This is a genomic window from Photobacterium atrarenae (genome assembly GCF_024380015.1).
In the GTDB taxonomy this organism is placed as follows: domain Bacteria; phylum Pseudomonadota; class Gammaproteobacteria; order Enterobacterales; family Vibrionaceae; genus Photobacterium; species Photobacterium atrarenae.
Genome location: NZ_CP101508.1, coordinates 3094493 through 3115077 on the forward strand (window position 1 = coordinate 3094493; position 20585 = coordinate 3115077).

The 20585-nt window shown below is 51.9% G+C and carries 9 protein-coding genes, 2 tRNA genes and 6 rRNA genes; 6 read left to right on the forward strand and 11 right to left on the reverse strand.

All coding sequences use genetic code 11. The features are described from left to right. Window positions 1-317 precede the first annotated feature (317 nt). From zrgA to NNL38_RS14330, 6 genes are all read left to right on the forward strand, one after another. On the forward strand, window positions 318-1052 hold the full coding sequence (gene zrgA / locus NNL38_RS14305; RefSeq protein WP_255388686.1) for a zinc uptake protein ZrgA: 735 nt from the start codon (window positions 318-320) through the stop codon (window positions 1050-1052). A gap of 55 nt (window positions 1053-1107) precedes the next feature. Then, on the forward strand, window positions 1108-1803 hold the full coding sequence (locus NNL38_RS14310) for an ABC transporter ATP-binding protein (protein WP_255388687.1): 696 nt from the start codon (window positions 1108-1110) through the stop codon (window positions 1801-1803). Further along, window positions 1800-3059 carry an ABC transporter permease gene (locus NNL38_RS14315; protein ID WP_255388688.1) on the forward strand — a complete coding sequence of 420 codons (1260 nt, stop codon included), beginning with the start codon at window positions 1800-1802 and terminating at the stop codon, window positions 3057-3059. Before NNL38_RS14310 ends, NNL38_RS14315 begins: the two co-directional genes overlap by 4 nt. A gap of 10 nt (window positions 3060-3069) precedes the next feature. After that, window positions 3070-3552, forward strand: coding sequence for a DUF3299 domain-containing protein (locus NNL38_RS14320; protein WP_255388689.1), 483 nt, complete (start codon window positions 3070-3072; stop codon window positions 3550-3552). A 547-nt stretch (window positions 3553-4099) separates the two neighbouring features. After that, the gene (locus NNL38_RS14325) at window positions 4100-4741 is read left to right on the forward strand and encodes an NAD(P)-dependent oxidoreductase (protein ID WP_255388690.1); all 642 of its coding nucleotides are present in this window, start codon (window positions 4100-4102) and stop codon (window positions 4739-4741) included. Window positions 4742-5081: 340 nt separating this feature from the next. Continuing rightward, the gene (locus tag NNL38_RS14330; protein WP_255388691.1) at window positions 5082-5969 is read left to right on the forward strand and encodes a TIGR03899 family protein; all 888 of its coding nucleotides are present in this window, start codon (window positions 5082-5084) and stop codon (window positions 5967-5969) included. 201 nt (window positions 5970-6170) lie between these two features. Here the strand turns inward: NNL38_RS14330 and NNL38_RS14335 are convergent. From NNL38_RS14335 to NNL38_RS14385, 11 genes are all read right to left on the reverse strand, one after another. Then, window positions 6171-6247 (reverse strand) — tRNA-Asp (locus tag NNL38_RS14335). 56 nt (window positions 6248-6303) lie between these two features. Beyond that, window positions 6304-6419: ribosomal RNA gene (rrf, locus tag NNL38_RS14340) — 5S ribosomal RNA — on the reverse strand. A gap of 127 nt (window positions 6420-6546) precedes the next feature. After that, a 23S ribosomal RNA gene (locus NNL38_RS14345) occupies window positions 6547-9431 on the reverse strand. Window positions 9432-9698: 267 nt separating this feature from the next. After that, a tRNA-Glu gene (locus NNL38_RS14350) sits at window positions 9699-9774 on the reverse strand. A 67-nt stretch (window positions 9775-9841) separates the two neighbouring features. Beyond that, a 16S ribosomal RNA gene (locus tag NNL38_RS14355) occupies window positions 9842-11393 on the reverse strand. Window positions 11394-11683: 290 nt separating this feature from the next. Continuing rightward, window positions 11684-11799 (reverse strand): 5S ribosomal RNA (gene rrf, locus NNL38_RS14360). A 127-nt stretch (window positions 11800-11926) separates the two neighbouring features. Further along, window positions 11927-14811: ribosomal RNA gene (locus NNL38_RS14365) — 23S ribosomal RNA — on the reverse strand. Window positions 14812-15142: 331 nt separating this feature from the next. After that, window positions 15143-16694 (reverse strand): 16S ribosomal RNA (locus NNL38_RS14370). The 16S, 23S and 5S rRNA genes sit together here with 2 tRNA genes alongside, the layout of an rRNA operon. Window positions 16695-17439: 745 nt before the next feature. Then, entirely contained in the window at window positions 17440-18180 is a 741-nt protein-coding gene (gene cysQ, locus NNL38_RS14375) for a 3'(2'),5'-bisphosphate nucleotidase CysQ (protein WP_255388692.1), read from the reverse strand. A 15-nt stretch (window positions 18181-18195) separates the two neighbouring features. Next, on the reverse strand, window positions 18196-18819 hold the full coding sequence (gene cysC, locus NNL38_RS14380) for an adenylyl-sulfate kinase (protein WP_255388693.1): 624 nt from the start codon (window positions 18817-18819) through the stop codon (window positions 18196-18198). Between the two features lie 35 nt (window positions 18820-18854). After that, on the reverse strand, window positions 18855-20582 hold the full coding sequence (locus NNL38_RS14385) for an SLC13 family permease (protein WP_255388694.1): 1728 nt from the start codon (window positions 20580-20582) through the stop codon (window positions 18855-18857). Between the last annotated feature and the right edge of the window lie 3 nt (window positions 20583-20585).

The following is a 20585-nucleotide window of genomic DNA, read 5'->3' on the forward strand; positions in this document are numbered from 1 at the left end:
CGGGTTAACCCGTTTTTGCTTGATTCTGTCTCTTGGCCTGATCGCGATGATCGGGCCAATTTCAGTGCTGCATCAACTGGATGCCGATGCCCCGTATCATCATGAACAAACCTGTAGCATCTGCCATCTAGCCACCGATACTACATTTATCGCCTCGCTTCCCATATGGCAAACAACGTCAGCGCTACTTCATGCTGTACCGCCACAATGCCGAGTTAGCTATGATTTGCCCTCTCGGCCCCACGCGCGCGCGCCGCCAGCCAACACCTGTGATTCATTTTTCTCATCTTAATTTTTTATGATTTACAGGAGTTATTATGCCTTCTTTTCGTCTTTCTCACTGTGCGCTGATACTGGGCGCCCTAACATCCACCCAATACGCGCTGGCGGACCACCACACCTATCGGCAACACGACGCTCATGTCCACGGAGTGGTCGAAATGAACCTCGCTCAGGATGGCAAGGAGGTATTGCTAGAGATCACGGCGCCCGGTGCTGACGTCGTTGGCTTTGAACACACCCCGGAAACACCGGCACAGCAACAGGCCTTAACAGAGGCCATTCGCCAGCTGAAGCAAACCGATACCTTGCTTTCACTTACCCCCGCAGCGCATTGCCAGCTCACCGAAGTCAGAGTTGAAGAAACGCTGACGCACGCGCATGCGGCGCATGACGACCATGACCATCACGATCATGAGAGCCATGATGAGCATGAGCATGAACATGAACATGAAAACCATAATGAGCATGACCAGGTGCATCACGATCATGAAGACCATGACGACCACGACCAGCATAATCATGAAAACCATGACGATCATGACCACGCTCACGAAAGCCACGACGCGCATGAGCATCACGAGGCACATCAACACGGCGAGTTTTCGGCGCAATACACCTACCACTGTGACCACATTGAGCAACTTAACACGATGCAGGTCCATTGGTTCCGCCACTTCCCGAACACCGAGAAAATGACGGTTCAGGCAATCACCGATAAGCGCCAGAAAGCCGCGCAGCTGACACCGGATCAGACAACCTTTACCTTCTGATGGCTCAATAAAGATCAAACATGGTGGGAAGGGCACTTCCCACCAAGGGTATGATATGAACGTAATCGAAGTCTCAAACTTAAGCTTTCGCTGGCCGGGGCAGGAGCGCCCGCTGCTTGACATTCCGTCTCTGACCATCCGCCAGGGCGAAAAAGTATTCCTCAAAGGGCCCAGCGGCAGTGGCAAATCCAGTCTGCTCGGCCTGCTGGCGGGGATCACCGAACCAGATGCCGGAGAGATCATCCTGCTGGAACACCCCTTCAGTACACTCAAGCCAACTCGGCGCGATCAATTTCGAGCCAACCATATCGGGTATATTTTTCAGATGTTTAATCTGTTACCTTACCTGTCGGTGCTGGACAACGTCCTGCTCCCCTGCCGGTTTTCCCCGCGGCGGACACAGAAACTCAATGGTGCGATGACCCAGGAGGCCCGGCGGCTGATCAAGCAACTTCATTTGCCTGAGTCGACCTTAACCCAGCCCATTAACACACTCAGTATCGGCCAGCAACAACGGGTTGCCGCAGCCCGGGCACTGATCGGCCAACCAGAGCTGCTCATCGCCGACGAGCCGACTTCGGCGCTGGATCACGATAACCGGGAGGCCTTTGTTCAGCTGCTAATGGATGAATGTGATAAATCCGGCACGACTTTACTGTTTGTCAGCCATGACGCCACCCTGGAGCCGCTGTTTGATCGGCATCTGGCGCTGAACAACCTGAACCGGGCTGCACAGAGGAGCGCACTATGACTGCGATTATCCGACTGGCCTGGCAGAGCCTGGCTAATCGCAAAGCCACAGCAATGCTGACCCTGTTGACCGTGGCCATTTCCGTCACCCTGTTGTTGGGCGTTGAACGCGTGCGCACCCAGGCCAAAGCCAGCTTTGCGAATACGATTTCCAATACCGATCTCATCGTCGGCGCGCGCGCCGGGCAAGTCAATTTATTGCTGTACTCGGTGTTTCGGATCGGCAATGCCACCAATAATATCGACTGGCAAAGCTATCAGGACATTCGCCAGCACCGCAGCGTGAAATGGGCTATTCCGATCTCTCTGGGAGACTCCCACCGCGGCTTCCGGGTGATTGGCACCAATACCGCCTATTTCGACCACTACCAATACGGACGCAAACAGCCGCTGCAATTTGCTGATGGGGGTGCATTTTCCGGTTTGTTTGAAACCGTCATCGGTGCCGACGTTGCCCGGCAGCTGAACTACAAACTGGGAGATGAGATCATCATCGCCCATGGCATCAGTGATAAATCCTTCAGCCGCCACGACAATCTTCCCTTCAAGGTCGTCGGGATCCTTGCCCCAACCGGCACCCCGGTTGATCGCAGTGTTCATGTCTCTTTAGAAGCCATCGAAGCGATCCATGTCGGCTGGGAATCCGGGGCCCGGTTGGGTGCCACCCCGGACGCCGCCACCCTAGCCCATTACGAGTTCAAACCCAAGCAAATCACCGCATTCATGCTGGGCCTGAATTCCAAGATCCAGACCTTCGCCATGCAACGTTATATCAACACCTATGCCAGCGAGCCGCTGAGTGCCATCATGCCGGGGATTGCCTTGCATGAGCTGTGGGACATGATGTCTATTGCCGAGCAAGCGTTGTTGATCGTCTCCGGCTTCGTCGTTGTTGCCGGCCTGCTGGGGATGCTCAGTAGTCTACTGACGAGCTTAAACGAGCGCCGCCGGGAAATGGCGATCCTGCGCGCTATGGGGGCCCGCCCTGGCCATATTTTCTTCTTGTTGATCAGTGAAGCCACCATGCTGACCGCTGCCGGGATCATACTTGGGCTCGGGGTGCTCTATGGTCTGATGGCGCTTGCCCAGCCGGTTATTCAACAGTACTTTGGGCTATTTATTGAAATCAGTGCCCCGACAAGCTATGAGTTTTCGCTACTCGGGATTGTCCTTGTGGCGGGGATGCTGGTTGGCTTAGTCCCGGCATTACGTGCCTATATGCATTCGCTTGCCGACGGCATGACAATTAAAGTTTAAGGAAGCAACAATGAAAAAATGGCTACTACTCCTTTGCTGCTGGCTGCCGCTGTTGGCCCACGGCAGTGAAATCTTAACTCTAGACTGGATCGATCTGGTACCTGAAAAAGAGCGCAATCAATTTAATCAAAATGCGATGCCGGTTTTGGATCACCAGGGAAATGCCGCGAAGCAGTCAATAATCGGTGCTGTTCGCCCGGAGCTCAACGGCAGTGAAGTGAAGATCCCCGGGTTTGTCATTCCGTTGGAAGGGGACGATAAGGCCATTACCGAATTTTTACTGGTGCCTTATTTCGGGGCCTGTATTCATGTACCGCCACCACCACCGAATCAAATCATCTATGTAAAATTTGCCAAGGGCGCACCGATCCAGCAGCTTTGGGATGTGGTTTATGTAGTCGGTAGATTACAAACACAGCATATCAGCCACGAGGTAGCAGAAGTGGGATATCTGTTAGAAGGCACAGCATTGGAAGCATATGATGATATGTAGCCGCCACTAAGAGGATCACGCCACGTGGATCAAACTGGCTTATCTTGCTGAAGCACTGTGACTATACATTCATCGCCAGATAAGCCAGCATTGAGGCATAACCCAGGATCAACAGCACGTCAGTCAGTCGTTTTCCAGACTTCTTCATCTGTACCTCCATCATCTTCAGTCCCATCTTCTACTTTCGTCTAACACGCAACAAATTTAACCATTGATTAACACAAAAGTCACGCATCTTAACCAGTGCTGATAAAAGTAATACCATTGCTCCGATGCACTTCACAGGCCAACGCGCCTCAACCTGACCTGCGCTCTCAAACGACAAACCGGTTCTGCTTTCGCCCAGCGATGATATAACGCCTTCACCTGTACGGATTCGCCCGCGCCTCATCCGTTGTGAATAAACGAGCACTTTATCCACCAGTTATGAGGAATATCCTTAACCTCACTCAAGGCAAGCGATAGGGCGAAAAATAAACAGTTGACAGACCATTTGTCTTTATGTGAAGATAAATTTATCTTAACGTCAAGATAAATGGAGATAGCAGTGAAAGTACTCGTACTCGGCGCAACAGGGAATATCGGTGGCCATATTCTGGCAGAAGCGTTAGCACGCGGACATGAGCTGACCGCCCTCATCCGCGAGGCCAGTAAAGCCGACACTTTGCCTGCTGGTGTCAAAGCCGTGATCGGCGACATTAATACATTAGAGGCGAATAACGATGTATTCCGCCATCAAGATGTTGTCATTGCTGCGATTCGGCCACCACAAGGTCAGGAGCAGAAACTGGTTGAGATGACTGACAAACTACTCAAGGCAACAGACAAACACAACGTACGCCTGGTGCTGTCAGGTGGCGCCGGTGGTCTGCTCTCACCCAAGGCCGATCAGCGACGTCTGACTGATGATCCGGATTACGTTGGTTCTGGCTGGAAAGCGATCGCCATTGCTTGCGCAGAGCAACTGACCCATTGTCAAGAGAGCGCATTCTCGCACTGGACTTATCTGGCACCTGCAGCCTTTATTGGCGGCACGGAAAAGCGTGGTCAGTTCCGGCTTGGCACAGATACCCTGATCGTTGACGAGAAGGGACAATCCAAGATTTCATTGCCGGATTTAGCAACAGCTGTAGTTGATGAAGTTGAGGTGCCGCAGTTCAAAGGGACTTGCTTCACCATTGCTTATTAAGGTGCCATGATTCAAGGCAAACGCACCATGCCCCAAGAGATGCCGGTTGCTCAGCACTGGCATCTTATACCAATCAAAGTAAATCAGTGATCAGAAATAGCGCAGGAAAAATGTTTGAGAACAAGGCAGAATTTTCAGATAAGTAGTTATTCTACAATCAAAAATTCTAACGCAGTTATCGAGGGTTTTAACAAGCCAGGATGACCAGTTATTTACTGCGATTGATATTAAACCCTTCCGCTACTTCACCTCCCTCCATTTATGCCCAAGAGGAAGTAAGTTGCCAATACAGTAGCTTTCCTGATAATAATGACGTGACCCTTTTGATAATGAGCCAGCGATGAGCCAGACAGAACAAGATGAGACCCCGGCAGAAATCAACCCACCCGCCACGCCGGCTATAGATAAAGAAGAAAAAACAACACATATTCTCAATAGTCACAGTCGAGCCAAAGCCCTTGCCAGTGAATATACGGTCGACTATCTGATCACCCGCAATTCAGAGCATGACCTTCTTGAGCGGGCCAGATTAAGAGAGCAAAGTGAAGCCAAGCGCCAGCAGGAGAACCTTGAGCAGATAATCAAGCAGGCCTACGACAGCTGTAGCGACGATAAAGCCGGTATGCCCGATCCCGACTGGATGCATCACTTTCTGTCGATTGCCAAGTACATTCGAAGTGCTGCTATGCAGAAACTCTGGGGCCGGGTACTCAGGCAGGAGATCATTTCGCCGGGTGCGACGTCAATCCACACGCTCGATACCCTGAAGAAAATGACTCAGCGAGAAGCGCAGACCTTTCACCGCGCCTGCATGTTGGCCTGCCACTTTGGCGGGGATGAGCACAAAAAGCTACTAACCGGGATTAACCCACGTCAGACAGCCTTATCCCTGTTTCGACCACGTCCTGCCGATAAGCTACCTCTGGGGAGCTTCCAACTACCATACTCCAGCCTGTTAGTGTTAATGGATTTAGGCCTGATCCTGCGGGGAGAATTAGAATCCGGGGAGATCGCTACCGACACTCCACTGGCATTCGGCTATCAGGGTTACCAGTACCGACTGAGAACACCAAAGAAAGGCATCACCTTTACCTATTACCGCCTCTCCCCTACCGGACAGGAGATTGCCTGCCTGCTGGGCAGAAAACACCATGAACCGTTCAAAGAAAGTCTACTGGAGATCCTGGCCAAGCATTTCGTTGTTGAAGAGATCAATCTGTCGGTGTAGTGCCTTCATGATCTTGGTGGTTCAAAGGAGGCTCTAGTTCCACAAGCAGCATTTTAGGAAAAGATGACAAAGCTCCAAACGTAAAAAAGCCCGAATCTTTCGTCGGGGACGCCTAGTCTCGGGCTATCCGGCCGAAGGACGGACCTTCAAAATCAACAAATGTAAAAAGCCCCGCTATTTCTAGCGGGGCTTTCAAAGAAGTGGCGGAGCGGACGGGACTCGAACCCGCGACCCCCGGCGTGACAGGCCGGTATTCTAACCAACTGAACTACCGCTCCACACGGCACTTAATCGAAGTCTTACTGTGATGGCTTCAATCAAGTTAATGTTCAAAGCCTGGCGATGTCCTACTCTCACATGGGGAGGCCCCACACTACCATCGGCGCTGTTACGTTTCACTGCTGAGTTCGGCATGGGATCAGGTGGGTCCATAACGCTATGGTCGCCAAGCAAATTCTGTTTATCTTACGCCTTCGGCGGAAGATACAATCTCGGAAAATCTGACCAGTATTCTCAAACACTCCATTCAAGTGCTTGCGGAGTCCGTACTTCGTAAACAAAACCCCTTGGGTGTTGTATGGTTAAGCCGCACGGGCAATTAGTACAGGTTAGCTCAACGCCTCACAGCGCTTACACACCCTGCCTATCAACGTCGTAGTCTACGACAACCCTTCAGAAGGCTTGAAGCCTTGGGGATGACTCATCTTGAGGCTCGCTTCCCGCTTAGATGCTTTCAGCGGTTATCGATTCCGAACTTAGCTACCGGGCAATGCGTCTGGCGACACAACCCGAACACCAGCGGTTCGTCCACTCCGGTCCTCTCGTACTAGGAGCAGCCCCTCTCAATCATCCAACGCCCACGGCAGATAGGGACCGAACTGTCTCACGACGTTCTAAACCCAGCTCGCGTACCACTTTAAATGGCGAACAGCCATACCCTTGGGACCGACTTCAGCCCCAGGATGTGATGAGCCGACATCGAGGTGCCAAACACCGCCGTCGATATGAACTCTTGGGCGGTATCAGCCTGTTATCCCCGGAGTACCTTTTATCCGTTGAGCGATGGCCCTTCCATTCAGAACCACCGGATCACTATGACCTGCTTTCGCACCTGCTCGAACCGTCATTCTCGCAGTCAAGCGGGCTTATGCCATTGCACTAACCTCACGATGTCCGACCGTGATTAGCCCACCTTCGTGCTCCTCCGTTACGCTTTGGGAGGAGACCGCCCCAGTCAAACTACCCACCAGGCACTGTCCGCAACCCCGATAAAGGGCCGACGTTAGAACATCAACACTACAAGGGTGGTATTTCAAGGACGGCTCCACAGATACTGGCGTACCTGCTTCGAAGCCTCCCACCTATCCTACACATGTAGGGTCAATGTTCAGTGCCAAGCTGTAGTAAAGGTTCACGGGGTCTTTCCGTCTAGCCGCGGGTACACAGCATCTTCACTGCGATTTCAATTTCACTGAGTCTCGGGTGGAGACAGCGTGGCCATCATTACGCCATTCGTGCAGGTCGGAACTTACCCGACAAGGAATTTCGCTACCTTAGGACCGTTATAGTTACGGCCGCCGTTTACCGGGGCTTCGATCAAGAGCTTCTCCGAAGATAACCCCATCAATTAACCTTCCGGCACCGGGCAGGCGTCACACCGTATACGTCATCTTTCGATTTTGCACAGTGCTGTGTTTTTAATAAACAGTTGCAGCCACCTGGTATCTGCGACTGCCAGCAGCGCCAAGAGCAAGTCTCTTTACCGCCGGCAGCGTACCTTCTCCCGAAGTTACGGTACCATTTTGCCTAGTTCCTTCACCCGAGTTCTCTCAAGCGCCTTGGTATTCTCTACCCGACCACCTGTGTCGGTTTGGGGTACGATTCCTTGCTATCTGAAGCTTAGAGGCTTTTCCCGGAAGCATGGCATCAATGACTTCACCGCCGTAGCGGCTCGACATCAGGTCTCAGCCTTGTAATCCCGGATTTGCCTAAGATTACAGCCTACACCCTTGAACCTGGACAACCGTCGCCAGGCCCACCTAGCCTTCTCCGTCCCCCCATCGCAATAGCAAGAAGTACGGGAATATTAACCCGTTTCCCATCGACTACGCCTTTCGGCCTCGCCTTAGGGGTCGACTCACCCTGCCCCGATTAACGTTGGACAGGAACCCTTGGTCTTCCGGCGAGGAGGTTTTTCACCCCCTTTATCGTTACTCATGTCAGCATTCGCACTTCTGATACCTCCAGCATGCCTTACAGCACACCTTCAACGGCTTACAGAACGCTCCCCTACCCAATACATAAAATGCATTGCCGCAGCTTCGGTGTATCGCTTAGCCCCGTTAAATCTTCCGCGCAGGCCGACTCGACCAGTGAGCTATTACGCTTTCTTTAAATGATGGCTGCTTCTAAGCCAACATCCTGGCTGTCTGAGCCTTCCCACATCGTTTCCCACTTAGCGATAACTTTGGGACCTTAGCTGGCGGTCTGGGTTGTTTCCCTCTCCACGACGGACGTTAGCACCCGCCGTGTGTCTCCCGGATAGTACTTACTGGTATTCGGAGTTTGCAAAGGGTTGGTAAGTCGGGATGACCCCCTAGCCTTAACAGTGCTCTACCCCCAGTAGTATTCGTCCGAGGCGCTACCTAAATAGCTTTCGGGGAGAACCAGCTATCTCCAGGTTTGATTGGCCTTTCACCCCTAGCCACAAGTCATCCGCTAATTTTTCAACATTAGTCGGTTCGGTCCTCCAGTGCGTGTTACCGCACCTTCAACCTGCCCATGGCTAGATCACCTGGTTTCGGGTCTAATCCCAGCAACTGCACGCCCAGTTAAGACTCGGTTTCCCTACGGCTCCCCTATACGGTTAACCTTGCTACTGAAATTAAGTCGCTGACCCATTATACAAAAGGTACGCAGTCACACCCGAGGGTGCTCCTACTGCTTGTACGTACACGGTTTCAGGTTCTGTTTCACTCCCCTCACAGGGGTTCTTTTCGCCTTTCCCTCACGGTACTGGTTCACTATCGGTCAGTCAGGAGTATTTAGCCTTGGAGGATGGTCCCCCCATCTTCAGACAAGATAACACGTGTCCCGTCCTACTCGTTTTCACTGATAAGGTGTTGTCGGTTACGGGGCTATCACCCTGTATCGCGGCACTTTCCAGAGCCTTCACCTGACACCAAATCAACTTAAGGGCTAATCCGGTTTCGCTCGCCGCTACTGCCGGAATCTCGGTTGATTTCTCTTCCTCGGGGTACTTAGATGTTTCAGTTCCCCCGGTTCGCCTCATTAAGCTATGAATTCACTTAATGATAACTGCTGCTGCAGCTGGGTTTCCCCATTCGGAAATCGTAGACTCAAGTGGCTCTTACTGCCTCATCTACGCTTATCGCAAGTTAGTACGTCCTTCATCGCCTCTGACTGCCCAGGCATCCACCGTGTACGCTTAGTCACTTAACCATACAACCCCAAGGGGTCTGTATCGCAAACGACCAAGGTTTCCATCAATGACTTGACGGATTAGTTTGTTTTGCCGGACTCTTCTTACACAAGACACTTGAATGTGTGTTGCTTGAGAACTCGTTCCATCTTTCGATGAAACTTTAGTATTGAATGTCAAACATTCAATTTACTAGTCAGCTTTCCAGATTGTTAAAGAGCATGTGTTTCGTTATCTCCGCAGAGATAAAACACTTTCTAACGACACTCGTAAGTATGTTTAGAAAGTGGCGTCCCATAGGGGAGTCGAACCCCTGTTACCGCCGTGAAAGGGCGGTGTCCTAGGCCTCTAGACGAATGGGACACTGTTGTCTTTTACTATTAACCAGGCAATCTGTGTGGACACTGCATCAAACAATGCGCCATATCGTTAAGGAGGTGATCCAGCCCCAGGTTCCCCTAGGGCTACCTTGTTACGACTTCACCCCAGTCATGAACCACACCGTGGTAAACGCCCTCCCGAAGGTTAAGCTATCTACTTCTGGTGCAGCCCACTCCCATGGTGTGACGGGCGGTGTGTACAAGGCCCGGGAACGTATTCACCGTGGCATTCTGATCCACGATTACTAGCGATTCCGACTTCATGGAGTCGAGTTGCAGACTCCAATCCGGACTACGACGCACTTTTTGGGATTCGCTCACTATCGCTAGCTCGCCGCCCTCTGTATGCGCCATTGTAGCACGTGTGTAGCCCTACTCGTAAGGGCCATGATGACTTGACGTCGTCCCCACCTTCCTCCGGTTTATCACCGGCAGTCTCCCTGGAGTTCCCACCCGAAGTGCTGGCAAACAAGGATAAGGGTTGCGCTCGTTGCGGGACTTAACCCAACATTTCACAACACGAGCTGACGACAGCCATGCAGCACCTGTCTCAGAGTTCCCGAAGGCACCAAAGCATCTCTGCTAAGTTCTCTGGATGTCAAGAGTAGGTAAGGTTCTTCGCGTTGCATCGAATTAAACCACATGCTCCACCGCTTGTGCGGGCCCCCGTCAATTCATTTGAGTTTTAATCTTGCGACCGTACTCCCCAGGCGGTCTACTTAACGCGTTAGCTCCGAAAGCCAGAATTCAAGATCCCAGCCTCCAAGTAGACATCGTTTACGGCGTGGACTACCAGGGTATCTAATCCTGTTTGCTCCCCACGCTTTCGCATCTGAGCGTCAGTCTTTGTCCAGGGGGCCGCCTTCGCCACCGGTATTCCTTCAGATCTCTACGCATTTCACCGCTACACCTGAAATTCTACCCCCCTCTACAAGACTCTAGCCTGCCAGTTCCAAATGCGATTCCGAGGTTGAGCCCCGGGCTTTCACATCTGGCTTAACAAGCCGCCTGCATGCGCTTTACGCCCAGTAATTCCGATTAACGCTCGCACCCTCCGTATTACCGCGGCTGCTGGCACGGAGTTAGCCGGTGCTTCTTCTGTCGCTAACGTCAAACAACCAGGCTATTAACCTGGCCGCCTTCCTCACGACTGAAAGTGCTTTACAACCCGAAGGCCTTCTTCACACACGCGGCATGGCTGCATCAGGGTTTCCCCCATTGTGCAATATTCCCCACTGCTGCCTCCCGTAGGAGTCTGGACCGTGTCTCAGTTCCAGTGTGGCTGATCATCCTCTCAGACCAGCTAGAGATCGTCGCCTTGGTGAGCCGTTACCTCACCAACCAGCTAATCTCACCTGGGCTAATCCTGACGCGAGAGGCCCGAAGGTCCCCCTCTTTGCTCCGAAGAGATTATGCGGTATTAGCCATCGTTTCCAATGGTTATCCCCCACATCAGGGCATATTCCCAGGCATTACTCACCCGTCCGCCGCTCGCCGCCCTTAACGTTCCCCGAAGGTTCAGTTAAGTCGCTGCCGCTCGACTTGCATGTGTTAGGCCTGCCGCCAGCGTTCAATCTGAGCCATGATCAAACTCTTCAATTAAAGTTTTGTTGTTTCCGAAGAAACGGCTCAGTGATTACTGATAAATTGACTGTGCCGATACCTAAGTATCGATTTGGTCACTCAGTTCACTGATAAATCTTTTGACTATCATTTCACGAGTGCCCACACAGATTGCATGGTCAAATTGTTAAAGAACTGTGCTTTCAGCGCCTTAGCGCTCAAGCGAGGTGCGTATGATACGCTTCCCACTTTGAAAGTCAACATAAAACTCTAAGAAACTTTAGAACTTTATGGTGACTTGCTTGAACTTCAAGCAAGTGCGAATCGAAGCCTGGCGATGTCCTACTCTCACATGGGGAGGCCCCACACTACCATCGGCGCTGTTACATTTCACTGCTGAGTTCGGCATGGGATCAGGTGGGTCCATAACGCTATGGTCGCCAAGCAAATTCTGTTTATCTTACGCCTTCGGCGGAAGATACAATCTCGGAAAATCTGACCAGTATTCTCAAACACTCCATTCAAGTGCTTGCGGAGTCCGTACTTCGTAAACAAAACCCCTTGGGTGTTGTATGGTTAAGCCGCACGGGCAATTAGTACAGGTTAGCTCAACGCCTCACAGCGCTTACACACCCTGCCTATCAACGTCGTAGTCTACGACAACCCTTCAGAAGGCTTGAAGCCTTGGGGATGACTCATCTTGAGGCTCGCTTCCCGCTTAGATGCTTTCAGCGGTTATCGATTCCGAACTTAGCTACCGGGCAATGCGTCTGGCGACACAACCCGAACACCAGCGGTTCGTCCACTCCGGTCCTCTCGTACTAGGAGCAGCCCCTCTCAATCATCCAACGCCCGCGGCAGATAGGGACCGAACTGTCTCACGACGTTCTAAACCCAGCTCGCGTACCACTTTAAATGGCGAACAGCCATACCCTTGGGACCGACTTCAGCCCCAGGATGTGATGAGCCGACATCGAGGTGCCAAACACCGCCGTCGATATGAACTCTTGGGCGGTATCAGCCTGTTATCCCCGGAGTACCTTTTATCCGTTGAGCGATGGCCCTTCCATTCAGAACCACCGGATCACTATGACCTGCTTTCGCACCTGCTCGAACCGTCATTCTCGCAGTCAAGCGGGCTTATGCCATTGCACTAACCTCACGATGTCCGACCGTGATTAGCCCACCTTCGTGCTCCTCCGTTACGCTTTGGGAGGAGACCGCCCCAGTCAAACTACCCACCAGGCACTGTCCGCAACCCCGATAAAGGGCCGACGTTAGAACATCAACACTACAAGGGTGGTATTTCAAGGACGGCTCCACAGATACTGGCGTACCTGCTTCGAAGCCTCCCACCTATCCTACACATGTAGGGTCAATGTTCAGTGCCAAGCTGTAGTAAAGGTTCACGGGGTCTTTCCGTCTAGCCGCGGGTACACAGCATCTTCACTGCGATTTCAATTTCACTGAGTCTCGGGTGGAGACAGCGTGGCCATCATTACGCCATTCGTGCAGGTCGGAACTTACCCGACAAGGAATTTCGCTACCTTAGGACCGTTATAGTTACGGCCGCCGTTTACCGGGGCTTCGATCAAGAGCTTCTCCGAAGATAACCCCATCAATTAACCTTCCGGCACCGGGCAGGCGTCACACCGTATACGTCATCTTTCGATTTTGCACAGTGCTGTGTTTTTAATAAACAGTTGCAGCCACCTGGTATCTGCGACTGCCAGCAGCGCCAAGAGCAAGTCTCTTTACCGCCGGCAGCGTACCTTCTCCCGAAGTTACGGTACCATTTTGCCTAGTTCCTTCACCCGAGTTCTCTCAAGCGCCTTGGTATTCTCTACCCGACCACCTGTGTCGGTTTGGGGTACGATTCCTTGCTATCTGAAGCTTAGAGGCTTTTCCCGGAAGCATGGCATCAATGACTTCACCGCCGTAGCGGCTCGACATCAGGTCTCAGCCTTGTAATCCCGGATTTGCCTAAGATTACAGCCTACACCCTTGAACCTGGACAACCGTCGCCAGGCCCACCTAGCCTTCTCCGTCCCCCCATCGCAATAGCAAGAAGTACGGGAATATTAACCCGTTTCCCATCGACTACGCCTTTCGGCCTCGCCTTAGGGGTCGACTCACCCTGCCCCGATTAACGTTGGACAGGAACCCTTGGTCTTCCGGCGAGGAGGTTTTTCACCCCCTTTATCGTTACTCATGTCAGCATTCGCACTTCTGATACCTCCAGCATGCCTTACAGCACACCTTCAACGGCTTACAGAACGCTCCCCTACCCAATACATAAAATGCATTGCCGCAGCTTCGGTGTATCGCTTAGCCCCGTTAAATCTTCCGCGCAGGCCGACTCGACCAGTGAGCTATTACGCTTTCTTTAAATGATGGCTGCTTCTAAGCCAACATCCTGGCTGTCTGAGCCTTCCCACATCGTTTCCCACTTAGCGATAACTTTGGGACCTTAGCTGGCGGTCTGGGTTGTTTCCCTCTCCACGACGGACGTTAGCACCCGCCGTGTGTCTCCCGGATAGTACTTACTGGTATTCGGAGTTTGCAAAGGGTTGGTAAGTCGGGATGACCCCCTAGCCTTAACAGTGCTCTACCCCCAGTAGTATTCGTCCGAGGCGCTACCTAAATAGCTTTCGGGGAGAACCAGCTATCTCCAGGTTTGATTGGCCTTTCACCCCTAGCCACAAGTCATCCGCTAATTTTTCAACATTAGTCGGTTCGGTCCTCCAGTGCGTGTTACCGCACCTTCAACCTGCCCATGGCTAGATCACCTGGTTTCGGGTCTAATCCCAGCAACTGCACGCCCAGTTAAGACTCGGTTTCCCTACGGCTCCCCTATACGGTTAACCTTGCTACTGAAATTAAGTCGCTGACCCATTATACAAAAGGTACGCAGTCACACCCGAGGGTGCTCCTACTGCTTGTACGTACACGGTTTCAGGTTCTGTTTCACTCCCCTCACAGGGGTTCTTTTCGCCTTTCCCTCACGGTACTGGTTCACTATCGGTCAGTCAGGAGTATTTAGCCTTGGAGGATGGTCCCCCCATCTTCAGACAAGATAACACGTGTCCCGTCCTACTCGTTTTCACTGATAAGGTGTTGTCGGTTACGGGGCTATCACCCTGTATCGCGGCACTTTCCAGAGCCTTCACCTGACACCAAATCAACTTAAGGGCTAATCCGGTTTCGCTCGCCGCTACTGCCGGAATCTCGGTTGATTTCTCTTCCTCGGGGTACTTAGATGTTTCAGTTCCCCCGGTTCGCCTCATTAAGCTATGAATTCACTTAATGATAACTGCTGCTGCAGCTGGGTTTCCCCATTCGGAAATCGTAGACTCAAGTGGCTCTTACTGCCTCATCTACGCTTATCGCAAGTTAGTACGTCCTTCATCGCCTCTGACTGCCCAGGCATCCACCGTGTACGCTTAGTCACTTAACCATACAACCCCAAGGGGTCTGTATCGCAAACGACCAAGGTTTCCATCAATGACTTGACGGATTAGTTTGTTTTGCCGGACTCTTCTTACACAAGACACTTGAATGTGTGTTGCTTGAGAACTCGTTTCATCACGCTTCAATGAAGAGAAATGAAACTTTAGTATTGAATGTCAAACATTCAATTTACTAGTCAGCTTTCCAGATTGTTAAAGAGCATAACGCACAAAGCGTTAATCAATAACTGGCGTTATTGATTAGCGCTTTCGCGAGTTCTAAAACCATTTCACCAAGCAATCTGTGTGGACACTGCGTCAAACAATGCGTCATATCGTTAAGGAGGTGATCCAGCCCCAGGTTCCCCTAGGGCTACCTTGTTACGACTTCACCCCAGTCATGAACCACACCGTGGTAAACGCCCTCCCGAAGGTTAAGCTATCTACTTCTGGTGCAGCCCACTCCCATGGTGTGACGGGCGGTGTGTACAAGGCCCGGGAACGTATTCACCGTGGCATTCTGATCCACGATTACTAGCGATTCCGACTTCATGGAGTCGAGTTGCAGACTCCAATCCGGACTACGACGCACTTTTTGGGATTCGCTCACTATCGCTAGCTCGCCGCCCTCTGTATGCGCCATTGTAGCACGTGTGTAGCCCTACTCGTAAGGGCCATGATGACTTGACGTCGTCCCCACCTTCCTCCGGTTTATCACCGGCAGTCTCCCTGGAGTTCCCACCCGAAGTGCTGGCAAACAAGGATAAGGGTTGCGCTCGTTGCGGGACTTAACCCAACATTTCACAACACGAGCTGACGACAGCCATGCAGCACCTGTCTCAGAGTTCCCGAAGGCACCAAAGCATCTCTGCTAAGTTCTCTGGATGTCAAGAGTAGGTAAGGTTCTTCGCGTTGCATCGAATTAAACCACATGCTCCACCGCTTGTGCGGGCCCCCGTCAATTCATTTGAGTTTTAATCTTGCGACCGTACTCCCCAGGCGGTCTACTTAACGCGTTAGCTCCGAAAGCCAGAATTCAAGACCCCAGCCTCCAAGTAGACATCGTTTACGGCGTGGACTACCAGGGTATCTAATCCTGTTTGCTCCCCACGCTTTCGCATCTGAGCGTCAGTCTTTGTCCAGGGGGCCGCCTTCGCCACCGGTATTCCTTCAGATCTCTACGCATTTCACCGCTACACCTGAAATTCTACCCCCCTCTACAAGACTCTAGCCTGCCAGTTCCAAATGCGATTCCGAGGTTGAGCCCCGGGCTTTCACATCTGGCTTAACAAGCCGCCTGCATGCGCTTTACGCCCAGTAATTCCGATTAACGCTCGCACCCTCCGTATTACCGCGGCTGCTGGCACGGAGTTAGCCGGTGCTTCTTCTGTCGCTAACGTCAAACAACCAGGCTATTAACCTGGCCGCCTTCCTCACGACTGAAAGTGCTTTACAACCCGAAGGCCTTCTTCACACACGCGGCATGGCTGCATCAGGGTTTCCCCCATTGTGCAATATTCCCCACTGCTGCCTCCCGTAGGAGTCTGGACCGTGTCTCAGTTCCAGTGTGGCTGATCATCCTCTCAGACCAGCTAGAGATCGTCGCCTTGGTGAGCCGTTACCTCACCAACCAGCTAATCTCACCTGGGCTAATCCTGACGCGAGAGGCCCGAAGGTCCCCCTCTTTGCTCCGAAGAGATTATGCGGTATTAGCCATCGTTTCCAATGGTTATCCCCCACATCAGGGCATATTCCCAGGCATTACTCACCCGTCCGCCGCTCGCCGCCCTTAACGTTCCCCGAAGGTTCAGTTAAGTCGCTGCCGCTCGACTTGCATGTGTTAGGCCTGCCGCCAGCGTTCAATCTGAGCCATGATCAAACTCTTCAATTTAAGATTTTGTTTGGCTCAATGAATACTGATTGTTCTAACTAAGTTAGAACGAATTGACTGTGCCAAATAACCGAAGTTATTTGTTTTGGTCACTCAGTTCATTGATACCTATTTTGCTTTCACTTTTTAAAAGTGAAGACAAAAAGTTTTGACTATCATTTCACGAGTGCCCACACAGATTGCATGGTCAAATTGTTAAAGAGCATTGACTCGGATTTCGTTCCGGTCAGGGCTGCGCATTCTACACAAGCCTTTTTCCCCGTCAAGCACTTTTTTGAAATTCTTTTCAGACTCAAACCAGCGCTTAACCTACCTTCGTTAAAGAAGAGTCGGCTTTTTATCGCCTTAACACTCAATCTCGAAGAGGACAGCCATTCTAGACGTTTTAAAAACCGTGTCAAGCACCATTTTTAATTAACTTTCTTACCCAGAACACCGACTAACAAGTTATGCACAGCTTGTAAATAACTTACTCACTGCCCGCCTCCCCTGTCAATGAGGCGGCATTATAGAGAGCCTCCGGGAGATGGCAACTAGTTTTTTGACTTTTTCTGTCAGCTGGCGAGATTTCAGCCCATAACTATCAAAAGTGACAGTAAAGACACCATATCTCGACCCTGACAACTCTAAAGCCAATACGCAGTAGATTAAAAGTAGTCGAAAATGACTCACGTGGATCTTAATTTTGAGTCAAATAAAAACGGGCAGCGACAGGCTGCCCGTTGTTTTGGCCTCGCAGGAAAAGCTAAACCGTTACAATAAAGTGAGGGTTCAACAGCGTTTCCCGGTGATAGTGCAGCGGCTCACCATCCAGTTGTTTAACGGTCGCGCCAGCACTCTCAGCGACACATTGGCCTGCAGCGGTATCCCACATCATAGTCGGACCTAAGCGCGGGTAATATTGCGCGCGTCCTTCGGCAACCAGGCAAAACTTCAATGAGGAGCCGACTTCAGTCATCTTATACTCCTCCAGTTGCTCCAGAAAAGCAGCCATATCAGGACTCGGGTGAGAGCGGCTACCAACCACAGTCGGCACCGTTGCCGGTCGAACCTTAATTTGATCACGCCCTGCTTTTGTTTCTAACCAGGCTTTATTGCCATCCCCCAACCAGAATTTCCCGAGCGCCGGCGCATGGACCACCGCCAATACCGGCTTCCCTTCCTCAATCAGAGCAATGTTGACCGTGAACTCACCATTTTTGCGTAAAAACTCTTTCGTGCCATCGAGCGGATCCACTAGCCAGAAGCGCTGCCAGTGTTGGCGCTCCGGCCACTGGGTATGGGCAGACTCTTCAGACAGCACCGGGATTTCCGGTGTCAGTTCAGCCAGTTGCTCAATAATGATGGCATTCGCGGCAAGATCCGCCGCCGTCACCGGACTGCTATCTGCCTTCTCTGAAACCTCAACATTGGCATGATAATGCTCCATGATGGAGGCCCCGGCTTCTTTGGCGATGTGATAAATCGATTCGAGTAGCGTACTCACCCGCGATGACTCCTTTTATTGGCGGATAATCTGACGTTCTTTTAACGACTCCAAACACAGCTCAACCAGCTCAGCAATTGATGCGTCGCCTGCTGGCAAATGGATCTCTGGTGATTCAGGTGCCTGATACTCAGAATCGATCCCTGTGAATTGTTTAATTTCACCTGCTCGCGCCTTCTTATACAAGCCTTTGGGATCACGCTTCTCACATTCCGCCAGCGGGGTATCGACAAAAACTTCAAGAAACTCACCCTGAAGTAACATATCCCGTACCAGTTGGCGCTCATGACGATGCGGTGAAATAAAAGCTGTCAGGACAATCAGTCCGGCATCGGCCATGAGCTTGGCAACTTCACCAATCCGGCGAATGTTTTCCCGGCGATCTTCTGACGAAAAGCCCAGATCACGACACAACCCGTGCCGGACATTATCACCATCCAACAAGTAGGTGTGATACCCCAGCTCGGCCAGGCGCTCTTCCAAGGCACCGGCGATGGTTGACTTCCCGGCACCACTTAACCCGGTAAACCACAATACAGCAGGCTGCTGAGACTTTTGCTGTGCCCGGCTGGCTTTATTGACCTGATGGCGGTGCCATACCACATTTTCATTCTTATGCGGCTCAATGACTGCTGTCATAATAAACTCCGTTTAAACGATGCCAATCGTTAGCATTAAAATGGAAAGAGTTGCGGGATCAATGCCAGCACAACTACGGAATACACCACAGAAACAGGCAGCCCAACTCGCAAATAATCTTTCAGCTGATAGTTCCCGACGCTATAGACCAGCAGATTGGTCTGATACCCGTAGGGAGAAATAAAACTGGCGCTGGCGCCAAACAAGATGGCCATGATGAACGGCATCGGATCCGCGCCGTAGCTGACGGCCAGGCTGTAGGCGACCGGAAATGACAGGGCTGCGGCCGCATTATTGGTGACCAGCTCAGTCAACACTAACGCCAGTAAGTACACAGCCACCAACGCGCCGTATAAGCCCCAGCCATTGAACGAGCTCATCAGCAGATTTCCCATCCGCTCGGACAAACCGCTGGACATCATCAACTGGGCCACAGACAAGGCTGAGCCGACGATCACCACAATATCCACCGGAAACCGCCGTCGGATCTCGGCAAATGAAATGATCCCAGTGGCAATCAGCAGCAGTAAGTATGCTGCCAGGCCGTTGATGATCGGCAGCACATGCAGCAAAGCTGCGGCAATGACCGCCAGAAAACCAAACAACACACTCAAGCTTTTCAGGCTGTCCAGCCGGGCGCTCGAATCCAGTCCGTTCACCAACACAAATTCGCGGTTGAGCTGTTGTTTCTTGTCATGGAACGTTTTCCCCGGTACGACCACCAGGGTATCTCCGGCATGTAGTTCAATATTGCCGAGGCCACCGCCCAGCCGCTCATGCCCGCGGCGGATCGCCACCACCACGGCATCAAACCGCTCGCGAAAGCGAACACTTTTCAGGGTCTTGCCGCGAATACCGGCCGAATGGCTGACAATCACTTCCATCATCGACTGGCCGTTCAAATGGTGCTGACCAAACAGGTGCAGGCCATTGATTTCCTGCAATGTCGTGACACTTTCCACATCACCGCAAAACAGCAAGCTGTCGCCAGCCATCAAGCGGGTATCCGGACAGACCGGCGCAATAGTTTTACCGTCGCGGATCACTTCCGCCAGAAACAAACGGCGCAGGGCCCGCAGGCCATTTTCAGCCACAGTTTTACCGGCCAGTGGCGAGCCGCCTTCAATTTTGGCTTCAAGGAAGTACGGCAAATCATCCTGACTCTGATCATCATAGACAGGGAGCAGGTAGCTGAGCGGGATCAACACCATCAGGCCGACCACCAGCACCGCCAGCCCGATGGCGGTGGGTGCAAAAAATCCCAACCCGGGCAAGCCGGCATCTTCGACAAAGCTATTGATAATGAGGTTGGTCGAGGTCCCGATCAGGGTCAGCGTGCCACCGAGTATCGCAGTGTACGACAGCGGGATCAGCAATCGTGACGGGGCATGGCGCTGATTGCGTTTAATTGCCCCGATGAGCGACACCACGACTGCGGTATTGTTAGTAAATGAAGATAGAAAAGCGGTCGACAGTCCCAACTTGGCGACGACCGAGGATTGACCGCCCTGAGAGATCTGACGACCGACCCAACTGATCAGGCGCGTTTTCTCCAGAGCAATGGAAACAAGGATCAGCAGCACCAGGGTTAACAGTGATGAATTGGTAAAATTGCCTGCCAAGGTCGGCAGATCAATCATCCCGGCCTGAAAACCGACAAACGCTGCCCCGGCAAATAAATAAGCCGGTTTGATCCGTGTTGTCAGCAAACAGGTCACGATCACCATTAACATGGCCAGGACTGTTCCTTGTTCCCAACTCATGCC